General features: G+C 69.2%; 15 protein-coding genes and 1 pseudogene. 10 read left to right on the top strand and 6 right to left on the bottom strand.

Annotation, left to right across the window (positions count from 1 at the left end; translation table 11 throughout):
• Positions 1-62: 62 nt before the first annotated feature.
• From CES90_RS03645 to CES90_RS03635, 3 genes and pseudogenes are all read right to left on the bottom strand, one after another.
• The gene (locus tag CES90_RS03645; protein WP_189783066.1) at positions 63-1,115 is read right to left on the bottom strand and encodes a S1 family peptidase; all 1,053 of its coding nucleotides are present in this window, start codon (positions 1,113-1,115) and stop codon (positions 63-65) included.
• 62 nt (positions 1,116-1,177) lie between these two features.
• Complete coding sequence (locus CES90_RS03640; RefSeq protein WP_229913808.1) at positions 1,178-2,080, bottom strand: SGNH/GDSL hydrolase family protein; 903 nt, start codon at positions 2,078-2,080, stop codon at positions 1,178-1,180.
• Between the two features lie 267 nt (positions 2,081-2,347).
• Positions 2,348-3,269: pseudogene (locus tag CES90_RS03635) on the bottom strand (IS1380 family transposase); the annotation flags it as partial.
• 369 nt (positions 3,270-3,638) lie between these two features.
• Here CES90_RS03635 and CES90_RS03630 point away from each other — a divergent pair.
• From CES90_RS03630 to CES90_RS03595, 10 genes are all read left to right on the top strand, one after another.
• Positions 3,639-4,094 carry a hypothetical protein gene (locus CES90_RS03630; RefSeq protein WP_189783067.1) on the top strand — a complete coding sequence of 152 codons (456 nt, stop codon included), beginning with the start codon at positions 3,639-3,641 and terminating at the stop codon, positions 4,092-4,094.
• 123 nt (positions 4,095-4,217) lie between these two features.
• Positions 4,218-5,249 carry a hypothetical protein gene (locus CES90_RS03625; protein ID WP_189783068.1) on the top strand — a complete coding sequence of 344 codons (1,032 nt, stop codon included), beginning with the start codon at positions 4,218-4,220 and terminating at the stop codon, positions 5,247-5,249.
• A gap of 65 nt (positions 5,250-5,314) precedes the next feature.
• Positions 5,315-5,623 carry a hypothetical protein gene (locus tag CES90_RS49270; protein ID WP_229913809.1) on the top strand — a complete coding sequence of 103 codons (309 nt, stop codon included), beginning with the start codon at positions 5,315-5,317 and terminating at the stop codon, positions 5,621-5,623.
• 26 nt (positions 5,624-5,649) lie between these two features.
• Positions 5,650-5,787, top strand: coding sequence for a transposase family protein (locus tag CES90_RS49265; RefSeq protein WP_229913810.1), 138 nt, complete (start codon positions 5,650-5,652; stop codon positions 5,785-5,787).
• On the top strand, positions 5,788-6,147 hold the full coding sequence (locus tag CES90_RS49260) for a transposase family protein (RefSeq protein ID WP_332836425.1): 360 nt from the start codon (positions 5,788-5,790) through the stop codon (positions 6,145-6,147). It begins immediately after the preceding gene.
• Positions 6,148-6,185: 38 nt separating this feature from the next.
• Positions 6,186-7,523: a hypothetical protein gene (locus CES90_RS03615; RefSeq protein WP_208921400.1), complete on the top strand. Its 1,338-nt coding sequence runs from the start codon at positions 6,186-6,188 to the stop codon at positions 7,521-7,523.
• Entirely contained in the window at positions 7,481-7,780 is a 300-nt protein-coding gene (locus CES90_RS03610; RefSeq protein ID WP_189783070.1) for a hypothetical protein, read from the top strand. Before CES90_RS03615 ends, CES90_RS03610 begins: the two co-directional genes overlap by 43 nt.
• A gap of 80 nt (positions 7,781-7,860) precedes the next feature.
• Positions 7,861-8,439, top strand: coding sequence for a TetR/AcrR family transcriptional regulator (locus tag CES90_RS03605; protein ID WP_189783071.1), 579 nt, complete (start codon positions 7,861-7,863; stop codon positions 8,437-8,439).
• Positions 8,436-9,860: an MFS transporter gene (locus CES90_RS03600; RefSeq protein ID WP_189783072.1), complete on the top strand. Its 1,425-nt coding sequence runs from the start codon at positions 8,436-8,438 to the stop codon at positions 9,858-9,860. Before CES90_RS03605 ends, CES90_RS03600 begins: the two co-directional genes overlap by 4 nt.
• A gap of 35 nt (positions 9,861-9,895) precedes the next feature.
• The gene (locus tag CES90_RS03595) at positions 9,896-11,122 is read left to right on the top strand and encodes a serine hydrolase domain-containing protein (protein WP_189783073.1); all 1,227 of its coding nucleotides are present in this window, start codon (positions 9,896-9,898) and stop codon (positions 11,120-11,122) included.
• A gap of 273 nt (positions 11,123-11,395) precedes the next feature.
• On the opposite strand, the gene CES90_RS03590 is transcribed toward CES90_RS03595, so the two are convergent.
• From CES90_RS03590 to CES90_RS03580, 3 genes are read right to left on the bottom strand one after another with little or no spacing between them, the layout of a single operon-like run.
• Positions 11,396-12,547 (bottom strand): saccharopine dehydrogenase family protein, encoded by a 1,152-nt coding sequence (locus tag CES90_RS03590; protein WP_189783074.1) that lies wholly within the window; start codon positions 12,545-12,547, stop codon positions 11,396-11,398.
• Positions 12,540-13,595, bottom strand: a complete 1,056-nt coding sequence (locus tag CES90_RS03585; protein WP_189783075.1) for a saccharopine dehydrogenase — start codon at positions 13,593-13,595, stop codon at positions 12,540-12,542. Before CES90_RS03585 ends, CES90_RS03590 begins: the two co-directional genes overlap by 8 nt.
• A complete protein-coding gene (locus CES90_RS03580) occupies positions 13,592-14,737 on the bottom strand; it encodes an NAD(P)/FAD-dependent oxidoreductase (RefSeq protein WP_189783076.1) in 1,146 nt (381 codons plus the stop codon). Before CES90_RS03580 ends, CES90_RS03585 begins: the two co-directional genes overlap by 4 nt.
• Between the last annotated feature and the right edge of the window lie 194 nt (positions 14,738-14,931).

Genomic DNA, 14,931 nt, shown 5'->3' with positions numbered 1-14,931 from the left:
ATCCTCGAGTCCCCGGATCTGACGGACCGTTGGGCCTCGGGAAGCCGCCGTCACATTGGAGGTCAGGGAGCGACCTTGATGAAGACGTCATCGAACGGGTTGGTGCTCTTGGCGGGGGTGGCGGACAGCGGGACGTGGTAGGCGACGTTGTTAAATCCCGCCTTCTCGCCGCACACTTGCTTGGTACCTTGCTTGAAGGTGCTTCCTCCACTGTGGACTGCGACGGCGTTGACAGCGGTGTTGTTGCCTGCCGCCGGTCGGGTATAGACCGCACTGCCACTGTCGCCGGGCTCCGAGCACAGATCGCTCTGGATCACACCGTTTATCTGCGTACTCGGCCGGGTATTCGACGCTGCATAGGTGACCCGGGTGTTCACGAGAGTCACCTTCCCGCAGGTCGTTCCGGTGGTGATGCCGTGCTTGCAGATCTCCGTGCCGACTGTCGGTTCGGTGATTCCCCGGACCGGGTGGGTCCCGTTGTCGTCAGTGACCTGGGGCAACGCGTCGTTGGTGTTGGGGCTGTCGTTCAGGGCGTATATTCCGTGATCGGACGGGCCGTAATTGAATGAGTGCCCGGTTGCCCCCACCGAGCCGATCAGGACGGTCTGCTGGTTGGCGGCGGTCTGGGGGCTGAAACAGTGTCCAGCGGTGAGGAATCCCGACTGCCCGTTGGCGAGCCCGACAGCGAAAGCCGCCGTGCATGTCCCAAAACCGACGTTACCGATCGACGCACCGCCGCTCACGTTGATATGCGGGACCGGCGCCGAAGCTTCCTGGACGGTTACCGTGACATCGTCACCGAATTTGAGTGCTGCCTCCGCAGCGACCGGCAGGCCCTCTGGGACAAATAGGTGCACACCGATCTTTTCTGCAATCGGATCGATGCCGACTGAGAAGGCGTCCAGCCCAGGGATGTTGGCGGCATTAACAAGATCGAAGACCTCGTCGCGCCGACTGGCATCAGCAGCCTTCACAGTGTTGGCGGTACTGGCTCTGCCGCTGTCCTCGTTGGCGATACCGATGCCGGCGACGCTGAGGACGGTGAGCAGCCCGAGGCCGAAGGCGGCGGCCTTGAGAGGCCGAGGACGTCGAGCGCGAGAGCCTTTGGGGGGCATGAGTGGGTGCACTCCTTACAGGAATTGGCGCGGACCGGAATGATCGGTCCTGAGGTGGATGGCTAGCTGGCCTGGGGCCCGATGGCGCCGCCCAGGGCGGCCTGGAAGACCGCGTCGGCCATGGCCGCGTGGCCGTTCGCGTTGGGGTGGTAGGCCGCCCCGGTATCCAGCTGCGCGATTGCGTCGCTCACCTGATTGATCCACAGATCGCCGGTGTCACACACCCGGTGGCCGTTGAAGAGGCCATCCGGATCGGCGTACTGAACCCGATCGCTGGCCGCCGCCACTTCCCGGATCAGGTCATTCATCAATTCTTGAAGGCCCCTCATGCGGTCCCGGTTGTCTTCCGAGATGGACAAGGCGCCGCAATCTCCGGTGGCGAAAATTTTCGGATACCCGGAAATGACGATGTTGGCGATCGGCGCCCGGCTGCGTATCTGAGCGAGGAGATCGGTGAGCGGCTGCCGCAGCGTCGGAATTTTCGGACTGGCTTCGTTCAACGCCTGTGCGCAGACCGCCGAACCGTTCAGGACACAGGTTCTGGCGACGTCGGCGAAGTGCACATCATTCCCACCAATAGTGATGGTCACCATTTCGACAGAGCCTGTTACACTGCCGAGCTGGTCGTCAATGACATCCTGTATCTTCGCCCCGGTGCACGCCCCGTTGAACATGCTGGACGACTTGGACGGCTGTTCGGAGGCCACGTATTTCGCGAAGAAGACATTCGGATAGGCCAAGTCGTTCCTCTTGCAGGTGGTGTTGGCGGCCCCCGTGTACGTACTGCTCGCGCCGTGGCCAGAGGAGTACGAATCTCCGAGTGCGACGTAGTCGAGGGTGCCGTCGATGGTATTGTCGGCGGCATTCGCCGTGAACACGGCGATGCCAGACAGTCCGACTGCTGCCAATCCGGCGATCAGCCGGATCTTGAATCGCCGCTTGTTACGTGACCTGCCGCCTGCCATCGTTGATCCCCTTACTCTCTCAACGGGACCGTCGACTCGCGACGACGGTTTCCCAACCGGTGTCCGTGAATGACATTGGTGAACCTAGGATCGATTCGGCTCGACAACCAGGGTCAAATATCCTTACTCGCCGGTAAATTTTCGGATTCGAGGGTGACGCCGGACACATGACGAAGTGAATGCTGGTGTATGAGGATTTGAGGGGCCACGCACGCGGTCTGTGGCAGGCAGCCGGCGTGTCCCGGCTTCTCTCGTTCCAAGAGGGGGCAGCCGCATGTCCTTGGGCCAGGTGGTCAGGTCGGGTATGTCGGTGATCTCTTCGACCCAGGCGCCGGGCCGTTCGGTGCCGTCGGTGTCATAGGCGGGTGTCCACGCCTTCTTCGGGATCTTCAGCACGGCCTGGTGGATGGCGTCGGTGATGGTCAATCCGACGGAATAGGACAGCCACCGGCCAGGCTTGGAGAGCCAGTCGAGGAAGGCGTGGGTGCCGCCGGCGGAGTCGGTGCGGATCAGTGTCTGCCGTCCCCGCCGCAGGTGTTTGGGGAGTTGCGCCAGGGCGAGTTGGGCGGTCGCGATGTGGTCGGAGGCGGTGTTGGAGCCGGCGTTGCCGGGCCGCAGCAGGGTGGCTACCGGCTCTCCGGAACCGGCTGGGCCGTGGTCGACGAACGCGACGAGCGGGTGATGGCCGAAGGTCTTCTTCCAGGTCGCGGTGGTGTCCTGCTGCTCGGAGTGCGCAAGGACCAGCCCCCGTCGATGTCCACGATCACCTGCCCGCCAGCGGCCGGACCGTTCGCCCCGGCCAGTTCCCAGACACGGGCCCGCCCTTCGGCCCGCGCCGACCGGATCGCTGCGAGCGCCTTCGGTCCGGCTGCGGCCAGGGCGCCGATGAGCCGGGAGCCGTGGGGTCGGACGCCACCGGGCCGAACACGTCCGCCTCGGCCCGCAGCAGGGCGACGTCGGCGAGGCAGTCCCCGCCCCGAGCGACTCCGAGCGCGACATCCAGCAGGACCTTGCCCGGGTCGTGCACTGCCCGCGGCTTGCGCCACGGCGCCAGTGCCGCCCATATCGTGGGGTCCAGGCCCACCTTGCGGACCGTCTCGACCAGCAGCACGGCACCGGCCTGCGAGACCGCTCCGCTGCCACCGCCCTCGACGCGGACACGCGGATACAGCCCGATACGCTTGCTCACCTGGAGAGTGCTTCTTTCCGTGCAGCTGGCAGGGCCCTCGACAAGTCCCATCGTTGCAAGTCAGGAGCACTCTCTGCTTATTTGACCAAGGCATGGACAGGCATGCTCGTGAAAGCGCGAGGCTAGAGGGCCTCTGGCGGATCGGAATCGCGGGTGATCTTAGGCGTCCATGGGCAGCGATCCCTGATGCGGAGGTCCTGCCCTGAGCCTCCGCCAACTTGAAGTCGCTGGTCAAAGGGCTGGTGTGCCGGTCTGTCGGGGTGCTCATGCTGGTCGTGGGCGTCAGTCTGCGGAGAAGATCGTCTGGCGGGGCGGTTGGTTCGCCAGTTCTTGCCCGCTGCGGCCGGACGGCCTTCTACGATCCTGTGCATGCTGGATCCCGAGCTGCTGGAACGGATCACCGCACGACGTGTGGAACTGGTTGAACTCGAAGAGCAGCTGGTCAAGCAGCTGGCGGAGGTGCGAACAGAGCGGGACGAACTCGCCGTCGCCGAACGTGTCTTTGAGCGGGTGAGTGAGCAGCTCGCCGACGAACGCGCTTCGATCGTGCCGGCTCCCGTGCAGGTGGGCGGCCGAGCGGTGATGCTGATCCCGCACCGCGAGCCGGGCGTGGAGGCGACCATGCTCCCGCCGGACTACCAGCGCATCCTCGCCGCCGTGCGACAGGCCGGCGGACCGGTCATGACTCGGCAGGTCGGCGAGATGCTGGGAGTGGACGTCAGCGTGCGGTCCAAGCTGGAACCGCTGCGAGGGAGGCTGGTCAGACTGACTGACCGCGGCTGGCTGCGGAAAATGCCCGACGGCCAGTTCACCACCCGCCTATGAGCGGTGACGCAGCCGCCTGATTGGCTCTGTTACACGAAAACGGGCTCTGACAGCGCCGGTGCTGGGGTAAAGCTGCCGGGGGTGCTCGGTGACCGGAGCTTTCAGGCGTCTAAGGTCGCGTCCATGACGAGGACCACGCCCGCGCGCCCTCTCGATGTCGAGGCGCTCTTCCCGGAACTGGCCGTCTTTCGGGGGACGACAACTCGGCTCCATCCACGGCCGGGCATACCAGACCTTTCAGCCAGTTCCGTGGGCGGTCCTATGCTGTGGCCGGCGGACGAGCCGTGGCCGGTATGCGGCGAGGCACACGGCCGTGGGCGTGGTCGACGCCCGGCTGACATCCGTCGCTATCGGCAGGTTCTGGCTTCCGCATGGGCCCGCGAGCAGGCTCCCGGCCCGACGGATGAGGAACGGAAGCTCCTGGGCGAGCTGTACCGGGAGCACCGGATCCCCGGGGCATCCGAGACCGACCCGCTGCCGATGATCGGCCTCGCGCAGCTGTACCGGCGGAATGTGCCAGACCTGCCGGCAGGGCCGGGCGACTGCGATCTACTTCAAGTGTTCTGGTGTCCCTTCAACGCGCACGGCCCGAGCCGGTACGACCTGGAGCTACACCTGCGCTGGCGGCGGTCGTGGGAGGTCGGCGAGGTGCTGACCACGCCGCCACAGCCGCTGGTCGTCGGGTCCGACGCCTTCGTGCCCGAGCCCTGTGTGCTGCACCCGGAGCAGGTGTTCACCTACCCGTTCACCGGCCTTCTGCCCGAGGAACTGTGCGCCCGGATCGACGCCTGGGAGGAAGCCCTGGAAGGGGAGGCCGAGCAGACGGCGGACGAAAGCGCGACAGAGCCGCTCGGCTACCAGTACGACTTGTCCATCCCGCCCGGCTGGCGCGTGGGCGGCTTCGCCTCCTGGCATGCGACCGACCCGTACCCCATGGACTGTTTGACCTGTACGACACCGATGCACCTGCTGCTGACCATCGACAGCTCGGAATGGGACGGCGGCACCGGCAGCTGGAAACCGCTGGAGGACCAAAACCAGCCCACTCACCGTTACGCCACTCCCACGGAGGTCACTGTGGGCCGCTGGGGTGAGCTCAACGTATTCGCCTGTCCCAACGATCCCGAGCATCCCCACCGCTGGAGCATCCAGTAACTTGTTGTGCCCCTGAGGAAGCGCGGCGAGCGTAACCGCGTGCCCCCGGCGTCTGTTGGAATTATGTGACGAATACCAAAGAGCGCGCCAAGGACACCTGCCCGCATGTCTACCAATGCCGTCTGCCGCTGTCCACGCACACCGCCAACCACCTCGCGGATCTGCTCAGGCGCCATCTCAAAGCGATTCGGTCCAGGTGGCGGATCCTGCCGCCGGGGAAGATCGCGGTGATCGTCCTGGCCGTACTGCGCCACGACCAGCGCCTGGCAGACATGGCCGGTGGCAACGACGTGTCCGAGTCCACCGTCCGCCGCCGGCGCGACGAGCTGATCGGACTGCTCGCCCCCAGGCACCGCGCCTGGGCCGCGCTCTGAAGAAGGTCGCCAAGCAGGGCGGGGAGGTGGTCCTGATCGACGGCACCCTCATCCGCACCAGGCGGCGCACCGGCAAGGCCGAGCGGCGAAACCATTCCGGCAAGCACCACAGCCACGGCCTGTACTTTCTCGCCCTGACTGACGAGAAGGGCCGCCTGATCTGAATATCCGCCGCCCGGCCCGGCCGCACCCACGACAACACCGCCGCCCGCCACGACCACATCCTGGCCCACCTGCGCGCCGCCGGCCTCGGGGCGCTGGCCGACCTCGGCGTCCGTGGCCTGGACAACGACATCCTCGACCCCGTGATCGTCACCGGCTACGCAGCCACCCGCACCCACAAGCTCACCCCAGGCCAGAAGGAAGCCAACCGCGTCCTCTCCGTCGGACGTGCGCCGGTCGAGCACGGCTTTGCCCACCTCAAGAACTGGCGGATCCTCACCAAGCTCCGCACCGACCCCGCCCGCGCCACCCAACTCCTGCGCGCCCTGCTCGTCCTGACGAACCTCGAAGTCAACCGCTGACGGATGATCTTCTCCGTAGACTCCCGCCCACGATCAGCGTGAGCACCCCGAGCAGCGGTCACACCAGCCCTTTGACCTGCGAATTCAAGTTGGCGAAGGCTCAATGGCTGACGCTGACCGGCTGCAAGAGAGTCCTCGTCGTCGTCCACACCGAGGTGTACGGGCAGCGGCTGAGGGATCTGCTGTCACTGCTGGAGTCCGATCTGCGGATCCAGGTGGCGTTCACGATGGCACCGCACGCGTTCAACCGGGGAGCCGAGCGCTCGCTCCCCGACCGCCTCGGCTCCGTGATCCCATGGGAGGAAGCGGTACGCACCGACTTCGACCTGGCCCTCGCCGCGGGGGCGCAGGGCACCGAACGGCTGCGCGCCCCACTGATCCGACTGCCGCACGGCGCGGGACACATGAAGCTGTCGCGGCTCGACGACGACCGCGACCCCGGGGCGCCGCGCACCGTCGGTGGCCTGGGCCGGCACTATCTGATGCGGAACGGGACGGTCGTACCCCGGGTACTGGCCCTGGCACACCGGGAGGACCTGGATGTCCTGGCCGACACCTGTCCCGAAGCCCTGCCCGCGGCCGAGGTGGTCGGGGACGCGGCCCATGACCGGATCATGGCGAGTCTGCCGCTGCGGTCCCGCTACCGCAGGGCGCTCGGACTACGCCCCGGACAGAAGCTGGTCCTCGTCTCCTCGACGTGGGGACGCGGCTCCTCCTTCAACCGGCTGGACGCGCTCCTGCCGAGGCTGCTGGCCGAGCTGCCCCGCAGGGAGTACCGGATCGCGGTGACCGTGCACCCCAATGTGTGGTCCGGGCACGGCGACTGGCAGGTGGCCGCCCTCGTCGGCCTCCCGCCGGGCGAGAGCGAACAGATCCTCGAAGAACTCCTCGACGCCAATTTGATCCAGGAGCGGCGGCCTGAGGTGTACAGATTTCATGATCTCGTCAAGGAGTACGCGCATAAGCTGACGCTCTCCGAAGACCCGCCCGGCGCGCGTGACGGTGCCGTACGAGAACTGATCGCGTTCTATCTCCGAGCGGCTGAGCAGGCGGCCGCACTCACCCATCCGCGTCGGCCGCGCACGCGTACCGCCGAGCCTCTCCCGGAAGCCACGCAATCGCTCTCGGCCGACCTGTCCGACGCCCGGGCCGCCCGGCAGTGGCTGCTGCGGGAGCATGTCGCCCTCGTCTCCGCCGAGCGTCGCAGCCGTGCCGCCGGGCACCCTCGCGAAGCGGCGCTCCTCGCCCACGCAACGACGACGGCCCCCTCGGTCTGCCGCCCAAGAGCGTGGAGGTCCTCGCGCGCACGGTCGTCGACGCCGAGGTCCCGCCGGTGGAGTGGGTCGCCCGCACCGCCGAGCGGTTCCCCGACCTGAACGTGGTCGTCGCGCCCCTCGACGACGACCGCTGTCTGCTGTGGCTGCGCGGGGGCCACCTTCTGGAGGCCCACGCCGTCCGCCCGTGGGGCACCCCCCGTCCGCACCTGGACGCCCTGCTCCTCGGCTCCGCCGTGAACCTGTGGTGGCTCGCCGACCCGACCCGCGATGCGGTCCGGGAGTTGGCCGCCTCGGGCCTAGGCGTCCGCACCGGTGAGCGTGTTCTCCGGGTCGAGTTCACCGAACGGCGTCTCTGACACAGTCGTCGCCGAGTTCTCCCGAGCAGGGACACACCCATCGGTAGACAGTGTCTACTCACCTTTGGTAGACAGTGTCTATGAGCGAGCGGCACACCGGGCTCCGGACCCGGCTGATAGACGTCGGTGTGGAGTTGGTGACCGCGGAGGGCGTGCAGGCGCTGTCCCTGCGGGAGATCGCGCGGCGGGCGGGGGTGTCGCACGGGGCGCCGCGCCGGTACTTCCCGACCCATCTGGAACTGCTGTCGGCCATCGCGCGGCGGGGCTTCGAGGAGCTGGCGGGCAGGGGCGTCGCGGCGATCGGGGAGAGTACGGCGAGCCCGCGGGAGCAGATCGCGACGCTGGGGCGCGTGTATCTCGACTTCGCGCTCACCAACCGGGGCATGCACGAGCTGATGTTCCGTCACGATCTGCTGGAGAGCAACAGGTTGGGGCTGCGCGAGGCCAGCATGCCGATCTTCGGCATGCTGGTGGAACTGGTCGGCCGCGCCCGTCCCGGCGTCGACGCCCGGCTCGTCGCGGGCGCGCTGCTCGCGAACCTGTACGGCATCGCCCAGCTGTGGGCCTGGGGCAGTCTTCAACTGATCACCGGCGCCGATGACTTCACACCCTTGCTGAACACCGCGCTGGACGCGCACCTGGGGAGCGAGGAGCGATGAGGGCGGCGAGGGCCGGGGCCCCTGTCGACCCGGGCCTGACCGTGTCCACGTCGTACCGCCGTCTCACCCTCGCGAACAGCGTGCTCGGGGCTGTGATCGTCGCCCTCGACGGAACCGTGCTGACCATCGCCCAGCCGGCTCTGCGGCGTGACCTCGACGCCTCGTTCGTCGAGGTGCAGTGGACCAGCACCGGCTATCTGATCGCGGTGGCGGGTCTGCTGGTGTTCGCGGGGCGGCTCGGTGACCGATACGGGCATCAACGGGTGTTCGCCTGGGGGACGTTGGGCTTCGGCGCGGCCTCGGCGGGCATCGGGTTCGCGCCGGGGGTGGACTGGGTGATCGGGCTGCGGGTCGTCCAGGGGGTCTTCGGGGCGCTGTTGCAGCCCGCGACGCTGGGGATGCTGCGGGCCGCGTTCCCGCCCGACCGGCTGGGGATGCCCGTCGCGCTGCGGACCAGCGCCATCGGGGTGGCGGCCACGGCCGGTCCGCTGATCGGGGGTGTGCTGGTCACGTACTGGGGCTGGCGGGCGGTGTTCTTCCTGAACGTCGTACCGGCGTTGGTCATGGGCGTGTTGGCCCTGGTGGTACGTGCGCCTGAGGCTCCACGGAGGTCTGCCACGCGTCTCGACCTGCCCGGCGCCGCGCTGCTCGCCGTGGCCCTGGCGGCGCTCGTGCACAGCCTCGTCGGGATACCGGAGCACGGCTGGACGACGGCCGGCGTACTCCGCCTGCTCCTGACCGCCGCCGTGGCCTGTGTCCTCGTACGCCGGGGACGGCGTGTCCCCGACCCGCTGTTGCCGCCCGCCGTGCTGGGCTCGGCGACGGTCGGTGCGGCACTCGGGGTGCTGGTGACCGCGTCGGCGGCGATGCTGGGCGCGATGTTCGTCGGCAGTCACCTCCTCCAGGAGGCCCTCGGCATGGATCCGCTGCGCACAAGCCTCGTCGCGCTGCCCGGCGGCGTGATGATGGTGCTGGGCGCGCCGGTGGCGGCCGTACTTCTGCGCCGGTGGGGCGCCCGCCCCACGGCCCTCACCGGAACGCTGCTGCTCACCGCCGGTGTGCTGACGCTGTCCCGGCTGGGACCGGGGTCGTCGACGTTCGCGATCGGCGCCGGCTTTCTGCTGGTGGGCGGCGGCTTCGGAGCGGTCATGGTCACCGCCACCGCCGTCGTCGTACGGCATGCGCCGCCCGGGGCGGCGGGGGTGGTGGGCGGGCTTCAGCAGACCGCGATGAACGTCGGCCCGGCGCTGGGTGTGGCGGCCGCGGCCATGCTCATGCCGCTCGGCGCGGGGCCCGCATTGTCCCTGCTGGCGGGCGTGGCCGCGCTGGGTGCGCCTCTTGCCGGGCGAATGCCCCGACCCGCCCGTCCCGTGAGGGATGGAACACGATCCGTACGGAACGATGAAGGCAAGCACCTATGAGAGCCGTGACCCGGGCAGACCGGAGGAGAACCACCATGGAACGACTGCGCCGAGAGATCGAGCCGCGCGAGGCCGGACTCGACCCGAAGACTCTGGGCCGACTGGACGAGTACCTCGCCCACCAGGTCGACGACGGCCGGCTGCCCGGCTACCTGTTGTCCCTCGCCCGCCACGGCCGTGCCGCCCACCTCACGACGTACGGCATGCGCGACCGGAAGGCCCAACTGCCGGTCGAGACCGACACGTTGTGGCGGATCTACTCGATGACGAAGCCGGTCACGTCGGTGGCCGCGCTGATACTGGTCGAGGAGGGGCGCCTCTCCCTCACGGACCCCGTCTCCCGTTACCTCCCGGAGTTCGCCGAGCCACGCTTGTACGAGTCCGGCGAGGGCGCCGACACCCGGACCCGCCCGGCCGGGCAGCCGATCCTCGTCCGGCACCTCATGACCCACACCTCGGGCCTGACCTTCGGCTTCTACTACAACCACCCGGTGGACGCGCTCTATCGCGACGCGGGCCTGGAGAACTCCGTCCGGCCCGGCGCCGATCTGCCGCGGACGTGCCGGGAATACGCGAGCCTGCCGCTGCAGTTCGAGCCCGGCTCGCAGTGGAACTACTCCGTCTCCACCAATGTCCTCGGCCGGATCATCGAGGTGGTGTCGGGGCAGGCCCTCGACGAGTTCTTCGCCGAGCGGATCTTCGGCCCGCTGGGAATGACGGACGCCGGTTTCCAGGTCAGCGCCGAACAGGCGGGCCGACTGGCCGAATTGTACGGCGAGCAGGAGGACGGCTCCATCGCGCCGGTGCCCGGCCTGCCCCTGCACGGACGGCCGCGCTTCCTGTCCGGCAGCGGCGGCATGGTCGCCACCGCCCGGGACTTCCACCGGTTCACCGAGTTCCTGCGCCGCCGCGGCGAACTCGACGGCGTCCGGCTGCTGACCCCCGAGACCGTCGACACGATGACCACCAACCAACTGCCGGGAGGCGCCGACATCTACTCCTACGGCAGCCCCTTCCACCGGCAGCCCGGCAATGTCGGCGTCGGCTTCGGTCTCGGCGTCTCCGTGGTGATCGACCCGGACGTGACCGAGAGCCCGTCCTCGCTCGGCACCTTCGGCTGGAGCGGCGCCGCCACCACGACCTTCTGGGTCGACCCGCGCCGTGACCTGACGGTCCAGTTCATGACGCAGGTACGACGCCGGACACCCAACACCATCTACCCGGAGCTGAAGCGGCTGGTCCACGAGGCCGTCGTGGCCTGAGGCCTTCCGGCACGTCCCGCTAGGGCCTGTCGTCACATTCCCCCCGCCTGCCTCGCGACACCATGCACGCTCCCCACTCTCGGCTTCGCTCGAGCGGGAGGGGCCCCATGAGCGGGAGGGGCCCCACGGCCGCACCGGGCGCAGACCCAAGTACATCCAGTGCGAGGGTCTACGCCCGGCACGCCGAGAGCACACACCTACGCGGACATCAGCCGCTGCCGCGGCGGGCGCGAGGCCGCCCTTCGGGCGACGACGGGAATGTGACGACAGGCCCTAGTCGATCCGCAGCGTGAACCCGACCCCGTCCTCGCGCAGTTCGTCGAGCCACTCCTCCGACCGCTCCCCCGTCTCCGCCGCCCGGCTCAGCCCGGCGGGAAGGGAACCGTCGAGGATGTGTCCGATCCCGAGGGCGAGGGGTCGGGACACGCAGCGGGCCATGGCGCTCTCCTCCTCCGTGCCGATGAGGTCGAGGAGGTAGCGGCCGGACCACCGCGCGCCCGAACCGGCGCGCACGTCGAAGGAGACGGCGAGGACGACACGGTCGCGGTCGGCCTCGGTGGTGGGGTGGCGCGCCGCCAACTCCCGAGCCAGCTCGGCGATGCGCCGGTCGTCGCCGCGGTCGAGTTCCTCGAAGACCGGCGCCCAGGCGGTCAGCCAGCCGTCGAGGCGGAGGGTGCCGCGCACGAAGGTCCGCGGCTTCCAGGCCGCCGGGAGGCCGTACTGCTGGACGAAGGGAACGCTGTCGCGGTTGGGGTAGGCCTCGAAGGTCTCACCGTCGATGACGTGGGGGCGGGTGGCCGTCCAGGGGCGGTCGGCCGTCGTCTCGGCGCCGTCCTCGATGTATCGGGCCGGTGAGCGCAACGCGTTGAGCACCCCGGCGGGGGCCCAGCTGAAGCGGTACCGGAAGTCGTTGGGTACGGCCGGGACGCCGCCACAGTACGAGGTCAGGGTGTATGAGGCGGCGGTGTCCGGGCCGATCACCTCGCTTGCCCGGGCGATCAGGCTGTGCGCGAAGAGGTGGTCGATGCCCGGGTCGAGGCCCGCCTCGGTGAGGACGGTGACACCGGCCGCCTCGGCCGCGGGCACCTGCTCCAGGACCGCGTCCGAGACGTAGCTTGAGCAGGCGAAGTGGGCCCGCGCCTCGACGCACATCCCGAGCAGTGGCCCGTGCTCCGGCGCCGGGAGCATGGAGACCACCACGTCTCCCGGTGCCAGCTCGGCCGCCAGCGCCGGCGGCGTGTACGCGCGGGGCTCGGCGCGGCCCGTCAGGCCCTGCGCGGCCAGGGCCTGTGCGGCGCGTTCCTCGGTGCGGTGCCACAGCCGTACCCGGGCGGCGGTGTCGCACAAGGACGCCAGACCGCTGCCCGTGGACAGACCCGCTCCGACCCAGTGGACGGTGCCGCTCGCCGGTACCGGCTCAGTCATCGGGCAACTCCCTTACGGTGATGCCGAGTTCACGGCAGGCCTGATGGAACCGGTCCAGGCAGCGGCCCCACGGCCCGCTGGTCTCGAAGGCCGACAGCTGCGGCAGCAGCGCGGCAGAGAAGTCGGTGCTCGCCTCCCGGGGCAGCAGGGAGGGCAGGTTGTCGATGGCGATGAGGTCGAGCGGGGGGTGCTCGCGCAGCCGCCGTACGGGGTGGTCCCACTCCGTGGTCGTGTCGTAGATCGGCAGCACGTTCATGGGTGAGCCGACGTCGACGGTGACGTCGGAGATCGTCCTCAGGCGACGGTCCGGCTCGTCGAGGTCCTTGTCCGTCAGGAAGGGCGGGACCGGGCTGGTCGTCAGAACGGTGTTGACCATCAGCTCATGGGCGAGCAGGGCCGGTCGGTCCAGGGCACGGGTCTCGGCGAGGTCCCAGCAGGTCGGCTCGACACCGGCCTCGCCGAGCGCGACCCGCGCACCTCGGCCGCTGCGGCCGAGGGCGCCGATCACGAGGGCGCTCAAGTCACCCTGAGAGGCGCGGAGTTCAGCCTCCATCGCCTCCTTGGTCGTGGGGACGAGCGGGGTGGTGAGAGCGCCCCGGTGGTGGAGCACCGCGAGGGCCGCGCCCAGGTAGCCCGCCCAGAAACCGAAGGCCGCGAGCCTGCGGCCCTGGTCGTCCACCAGGTACTCCAGGTCGAGCAGCGCCCCTCCCCCGGCCGCGAACCTCCGCAGCAGCTCCTCGGCGCCGGGCTGCCCCTTGTAGGCATGCCCGAAGAAGATATGACGGTGAGTCAGCTCAGCCGGTTCGTCCGGTAGTTCCTTCAGCCCTACGATCACGGCGTGCTGCGGCGCCGACACCCACGAGCCCGCCTCGGCGACACGGCAGCCGGCCTCCTCGTACTCCTCCAGCGAGAAGATCCGCTGGGGGGAGTCCTCGACGGTGATGCTCACTCCGCTCTCGATGAGCCGCCGGGCGTCGGACGGCACGATCGGAGTGCGGCGTTCGGTGGTGCGGGTCTCGTGGCGGAGCCACAAGTGAAGCTCGGTCATACGAGGTTGGCCTCCGGACGCAGGGCGTCGACCGTGAAACGGTCGACGCTCAAGGGGCTGATGTCGACGAAGGGTACGCGGCCGAGGTACAGGTCGCGGACCACCTCGCCGACCGCCGGTCCCTGGAGGAACCCATGGCCGGAGAAACCGGTCGCGTAGAGGAAGCGGGAGCAGGAACCCACCTCGCCGATGAGGGCGTTGTGGTCCGGAGTGATCTCGTACAGGCCCGCCCAGCCGCCGGTCCTGCGCAGGTCGAGCAGGGCGGGCGCACGGTGCTCCATCGCCTCGCACAGGCGGGGGATCCAGCGGTCGTGCGTGTCGGTGGCGAAGCCGGGCCGCTCGTCGGGGTCGGACATGCCGAGAAGCAGTCCGGGGCCCTCGGTGTGGAAGTACAGGCTGCTGGTGAAGTCGATCGTCATGGGGAGGTTCGGCGGGAGGCCGGGGACCGGTTCCGTCACCGCGATCTGGCGGCGCAGCGGCTCCACCGGGAGGTCCACACCCACCATGGCTCCGACGGACCGCGACCAGGCGCCGGCCGCGCAGACGACCGTGTCGGTGACGATACGGCCCTTGTTGGTGACGACCGCCGTGATCGTGTCCCGCCAGGTCTCGATGCCGAGGACCTCGCAGTGCCGCAGCACGGTCGCCCCGTGGCGGCGGGCCCCGGCCGCGTAGCCGTGGACCACGGACTCGGGGGTGCAGTGCCCGTCGTCGGGCGAGAACGCGGCGGCGAGCAGTCCGTCGGTGCTGATCAACGGGGAGAGTTGCTGGGCCTCGGCGGGGTCGAGGATGCGGCTGGGTACGCCCAGGTCGTTCTGCAGCTCTACGCTCGCCTCGAACTGGGCGACCTGATCGGGGGTCGACAGCAGGAAGAGGTAGCCGACGCGGTGGAGTCCGATGTCGTGGCCGAGTTCCTGCCCGAAGCGGTCGAACGCCTCCAGGCTGCGGGCGCCGAGCTGGATGTTGAGCTCGTCGGAGAACTGGGCGCGGACCCCGCCGGCGGCCCGCGCGGTGGAGCCGGAGGCGAGTTCGTCGCGTTCGACGAGGACGACGTCCTCCACGCCCGCGGAAGCCAAGTGGTAGGCGATGCTCGTGCCCATGACACCGCCGCCGATGACGACGACCCGTGCGCTGCGGATCAAGAACGTGACTCCTTTCGCCGGGGCATGGCGGCCCCGCGGAGCGGGCCACCCGACGGAGTCAGGTCTTCCACCACCGGCGAACGTTCATGCGGAACACACGGAGACGAACGCCCGGCGGGCGCGGCGGCCGGTGTCGGGTCGGACCCGTCGACGGCCGCCGCGCGAACCCCGGTGGCGTTCAGGAGGAGCGGGGG

Source organism: Streptomyces capitiformicae (genome assembly GCF_002214185.1).
Classification (GTDB): Bacteria; Actinomycetota; Actinomycetes; order Streptomycetales; family Streptomycetaceae; genus Streptomyces; species Streptomyces capitiformicae.
This window is presented reverse-complemented; position numbering and strand designations above follow the sequence as displayed.